Source organism: Paraconexibacter sp., from assembly GCF_041602235.1.
Classification (GTDB): Bacteria; Actinomycetota; Thermoleophilia; order Solirubrobacterales; family Solirubrobacteraceae; genus Paraconexibacter.
On the sequence record NZ_JBFIGP010000274.1, the window covers coordinates 1 to 5,060 of the forward strand.

Annotated in this window: 5 protein-coding genes; 3 read left to right on the plus strand and 2 right to left on the minus strand. The window is 68.9% G+C overall.

From position 1 onward, the window contains the following. On the minus strand, positions 1-1,167 hold a 1,167-nt coding region (locus ABYE80_RS16915; RefSeq protein WP_372791479.1), incomplete at its 3' end, for an ATP-grasp domain-containing protein. A gap of 20 nt (positions 1,168-1,187) precedes the next feature. Next, entirely contained in the window at positions 1,188-2,249 is a 1,062-nt protein-coding gene (locus ABYE80_RS16920; protein ID WP_372791480.1) for a CoA ester lyase, read from the minus strand. 73 nt (positions 2,250-2,322) lie between these two features. Between ABYE80_RS16920 and ABYE80_RS16925 the strand changes: the two genes are divergently transcribed. The 3 genes from ABYE80_RS16925 to ABYE80_RS16935 all read left to right on the plus strand — a co-directional run. Next, positions 2,323-2,832: a MaoC family dehydratase gene (locus ABYE80_RS16925; RefSeq protein ID WP_372791481.1), complete on the plus strand. Its 510-nt coding sequence runs from the start codon at positions 2,323-2,325 to the stop codon at positions 2,830-2,832. Between the two features lie 156 nt (positions 2,833-2,988). After that, a complete protein-coding gene (locus tag ABYE80_RS16930) occupies positions 2,989-4,794 on the plus strand; it encodes a phosphoenolpyruvate carboxykinase (GTP) (protein ID WP_372791482.1) in 1,806 nt (601 codons plus the stop codon). 59 nt (positions 4,795-4,853) lie between these two features. After that, a partial coding sequence (locus ABYE80_RS16935) for a hypothetical protein (RefSeq protein ID WP_372791483.1) occupies positions 4,854-5,060 on the plus strand: 207 nt, incomplete at its 3' end.

The following is a 5,060-nucleotide window of genomic DNA, read 5'->3' on the forward strand; positions in this document are numbered from 1 at the left end:
GAGGGAGACGGAGCGGTCGCAGTACTCGATGCCGTACTTGTCGAGGATCTTGAAGCCCTCGTCCTCCCAGGCGCCGGGGATCCGGAAGATCGCGATCGTCTCGGCCGGGTCCTTGCCGAGCTCCAGGCACGCCTTGATGACACCGCGGGCGACGATGTCCACGCGGGTGTTGGAGACGATCGACATCATCACGGCGATCTGCTCGACGCCGTCCTTCTGCAGGACCGCCTTCGCCAGCCCGCACGCCTTGGCGACCGACGGGTTGCCGCCGATCTCCGAGTAGTTGGCGGGCCTGCCGCCCTGCTGGCGGACCGCGTCGGTGAGCGTGAGCGAACCGCCGCCCGCGCCGATGATGAGGCCGATGTTGCCGTCGAAGCCGTTGTCCTTGCCCTGGATGACGCCGCGGTGGTCGGCGGAGTCCACGGCGTGGACGGCCTCCTCGAAGGCGGACGGCACGTAGGTCTCCCGCGTGCCCTCGTCGGCGCCGATGCCCAGCGCCTTGAGCAGCGCCTTCTGGCGCGGCATGCCCTCGTTCTCCATCTCCATGTGGGCGTCGAGCGCGACGAAGGTGCCGTCGTTCAACTCGGCGAGCGGGTTGATCTCCGCCAGCAGCATGTCGTTGTCGAGGAAGAGCTGGGCCAGGCGGGCGAGGATCGGCGTGCAGCGCTGCAGCGCCTTGCCGGTCACGCCCGCATCGGCGATGCACTGCTTGGCCATGAAGTCGCTGAACGGGTGCAGCGTCGAGAAGTGACGCTTGCCGACGTGGTCGGGGTGCTCCTCGGCGACCTGCTCGATGTCGATGCCGCCCATGTCGCTGAAGAGCATCAGCGGCTTCTTCGCGGCGCCGTCCCAGACGACGCCCATGTAGTACTCCTGCTTGACGTCGGCCTTGGGGTCGACGAGCACGCCGCGCGGCTGCAGGCCGTTGATCTCGAGCTGCAGGATGTCGGTGGCGTGGGCCTGCGCCTCGTCGGGCGTGTCGGCGAACTTGACGCCACCCGCCTTCATGCGCCCGCCCGTGAGCACCTGGGACTTGATGACCGTGGGGCCACCGATGCGGGCGGCGATCTCCTTGGCCTCCGCAGCATCGGTGGTGAACCCGTAGTCCGTGACGGGGATACCGGCGCGCTTGACGATCTCGCGCGCCTCGTATTCGTAGAATCTCATCGCGCCGGGAACCCTACGGCCTACAGCTCGTAGGCGGCTTTCAGCTCGGGGTCCTTCTCGGAGAGCATCGTCGCGAGGTCGACCATGACCTTGCACTGCTTCCAGGTCGCGTCGTCCTGCATCTTGCCGTCGATCATGTGGACGCCCTTGCCGTCCGGGATCGCCTCGAGGACCTTCTTGGCGAACAGGACCTCGTCGACCGGCGGGGAGAAGACCTTCTTGGCGATGTCGATCTGGACGGGGTGCAGCGACCAGGCGCCGACGCAGCCCAGGAGGAACGCGGAGCGGAACTGCGCCTCGCAGGCCGCGACATCCTTGATGTCCCCGAACGGGCCGTAGAACGGCAGACAGCCGTTGGTGGTGCAGGCGTCGACCATGCGGGCGATCGAGTAGTGCCACGGGTCCTGCTGGGCGGTGATGCGCTCGGCGTCGCTGATCGAGCCGTCCTCGTTCAGCACCGGGTCGGACATCGACAGGTAGCCGGGGTGGCCGCCGCCGACGCGGGTGGTCTTCATGCGGCGCGAGGCGGCGAGGTCGGCCGGGCCGAAGCTCATGCCCTGCATGCGCGGGGAGGCGGCGGCGATCTCGTCGACGTGGGCGACGCCCTGGGCGGTCTCGAGGATCGCGTGGACGAGCAGCGGCTTCTGGATGCCGGCCTTCGCCTCGAGCTGGGCGAGGAGGCGGTCGATGTAGTGGATGTCCCACGGGCCCTCGACCTTCGGGACCATGATCACGTCGAGCTTGTCGCCGATCTCGGTCACGAGCGTCGTGAGGTCGTCCAGGCACCACGGGCTGTCGAGCGCGTTGATGCGGGTCCACAGCTGCGTGCCGCCGAGGTCGATCTCCTTGCCGACGGTCACGAGGCCGGCGCGGGCCGCCTCCTTGCGGTCGACGGGCACCGCGTCCTCGAGGTTGCCCAGCACGATGTCGGCCTTGGCGGCGATGTCGGGCAGCTTGGCCCGCATCTTCTCGTTGGACGCGTCGAAGAAGTGGATCATCCGCGAGGGCGGGAACGGGACCTCGGTGACGGGGTCCGGCGCGCCGACGCAGAGGGGCTTGAGGAAGTCACGGGGGGAGCGCATAGATGCGCAACGGTATCCGTCCGGGGGTCCAGGACGCCGCCTCGGACCGCGATCCGGCACCATGGTCGGTCCTATGAGCGAGAACTTCACCACTGATCAGCGCGAGCGCGAGGCTTCGGGCGCGCACGCGTACGGCCGCTACTTCGAGGAGTTCGAGGTCGGCGCCGTCTACAAGCACTGGCCCGCGAAGACGGTCACGGAGTCCGATGACCACCTCTTCTGCCTGATCACGATGAACCACCACCCGCTGCACCTGAACGACGTGTACGCCGCGCAGTCCCAGCAGGGACGCAACGTCGTCGTCGGGCCGCTGGTCTACTCGCTGGCGCTGGGCATGAGCGTGTCGGACGTATCCGGCAAGGCGATCGCCAACCTGGCCACGGAGGAGCTCAGCCATCCGAACCCGGTCTTCCACGGCGACACGCTGTTCTGCGAGACCGAGGTGCTCGAGGCGAAGGCCTCCAAGTCCAAGCCGGACCGTGGCGTCGTGAAGGTCCACACGCGCGTCCTGAACCAGGACGGCGTCCTCGTCGCCGAGTTCAAGCGCCTCGTCCTCGTCCCGAAGAAGAACCCGGGCAGCTAGGACCTCAGCGCGTTCCGCCGCTGGTTGGCGGTACGCTTCGCGGATTCCCCGGGCGCCGCGGCGCCCGGAGCCGCCGCCGGGAATGCTCGCCCCAGCCCCAGGGGTACTGGCGCGTTCCCGGCATCCCAACATCCGCTACGCAGGAGTCCAAGCGCCGTGAGCGAGACAACCGTCCCGACCAAGAACGAGAAACTTCTGGCTTGGGTTGACGAGGTAGCCGCACTCGTCCAGCCCGAGCAGATCTACTGGTGCGACGGCTCCGCGGAGGAGTACGACCGCCTCGCCGGCGAGCTCGTCGAGGCGGGCACGTTCAAGCGCCTGTCGGACGCCAAGCGTCCCAACAGCTACCTCGCCTGGTCGGACCCCAGCGACGTCGCCCGCGTGGAGGACCGGACCTTCATCTGCGCCGCGACCGAGGAAGAGGCCGGACCCACCAACAACTGGCGCGACCCCGCCGAGATGCGCGCGCAGATGAGCGACCTCTTCGAAGGTGCCATGCGCGGGCGCACGATGTACGTCATCCCGTTCTCGATGGGGCCGCTGGGATCCGACAAGTCCTACATCGGCGTGCAGGTCACCGACTCGCCGTACGTGGTCGTCTCGATGCGGATCATGACCCGCATGGGTCAGGGCGCGCTCGACGTGCTCGGCGAGAACGGCGAGTTCGTGCCGTGCGTGCACTCGATCGGCGCGCCGCTGGCCGAGGGCGAGGCCGACGTGCCGTGGCCGACGAACGCCGAGGTCAAGTACATCGTCCACTACCCGGACACGCGCGAGATCTGGTCCTACGGCTCCGGCTACGGCGGCAACGCCCTGCTGGGCAAGAAGTGCTTCGCGCTGCGGATCGCGTCGATCATGGCCCGCGACGAGGGCTGGATGGCCGAGCACATGCTCATCCTCAAGCTCACGTCGCCCGAGGGCACCGTCAAGTACGTGACCGGCGCGTTCCCGAGCGCGTGCGGCAAGACGAACCTGGCCATGCTCGTCCCGACGCTGCCCGGCTGGAAGGTCGAGACGGTCGGCGACGACATCGCCTGGATGAAGTTCGGCGAGGACGGCCGCCTCTACGCGATCAACCCCGAGGCCGGCTTCTTCGGCGTCGCGCCCGGCACGAGCGTCGACACGAACCCCAACGCGATGGCGTCGATCGAGCGCAACACGGTCTTCACCAACTGCGCGCTCACCGACGACGGCGACATCTGGTGGGAGGGCATGACGAAGGAGAAGCCCGCGCACCTGATCGACTGGCACGGCAAGGACTGGACGCCGGACTCCGAGACGCCGGCCGCGCATCCCAACGCCCGCTTCGCGGTCGACGCCGGCCAGTGCCCGTCGATCGCGGCCGAGTGGGAGGACCCGGCCGGCGTGCCGATCGACGCCTTCCTCTTCGGCGGGCGCCGCGCGAGCGTCGTGCCGCTGGTGCGCGAGGCGTTCGACTGGGAGCACGGCACGTTCCTGGGCGCCACGATGAGCTCGGAGATGACCGCCGCGGCCTTCGGCACCGTCGGCCAGCTGCGCTTCGATCCGTTCGCCCAGCTGCCCTTCATGGGCTACAACGGCGGCGACTACATGGCCCACTGGCTGAAGCTCGGCGAGCAGGCCGACGCCGACAAGCTGCCGAGGATCTTCTACGTCAACTGGTTCCGCAAGGACGAGGACGGGAAGTTCCTGTGGCCCGGGTTCGGCGAGAACTCGCGCGTCCTGGAGTGGATCTTCCGTCGCTGCGAGGGCAAGGCTGAGGCCGTCGAGACCCCGCTGGGCCTCGTTCCGGCGCCGGGCGCCCTGAACATCGACGGTCTCGACGACGTCGGCGAGGACGATCTCGCGGCGCTTCTGGCCGTCGACGCCGAGCAGGTCAAGGCCGAGCTGCCGCAGGTCGAGGAGTTCCTCGCCAAGTTCGGCGACCGGCTCCCGGCGGCGATGAGCCGTCAGCTCGAGTCGCTCAAGCAGCGACTGGGCTAGCGCCCCTGGTGCAGTAGACCGTTCACATCCTGCGTGCGCCCGCGGATAGGCTCGCGCGCATGGAGGATGTGCTCGCTGCTGCGCTGGTCACGCAGGCGGAGCGTCTGGGGGCTGACCCGGGCGCGCTCGCCGCCTTCGCCGAGCGGTACCTGCGACGGCGTCCCGGTGCGCACGCCGAGGAACCGGAGATGGTCGCCGCCGAGGTCGCGGGGGCCTTCGCCCTCGCCGACGAGCGCGGCGACGCGCCCTCGGTCGTCCGTGCCCAC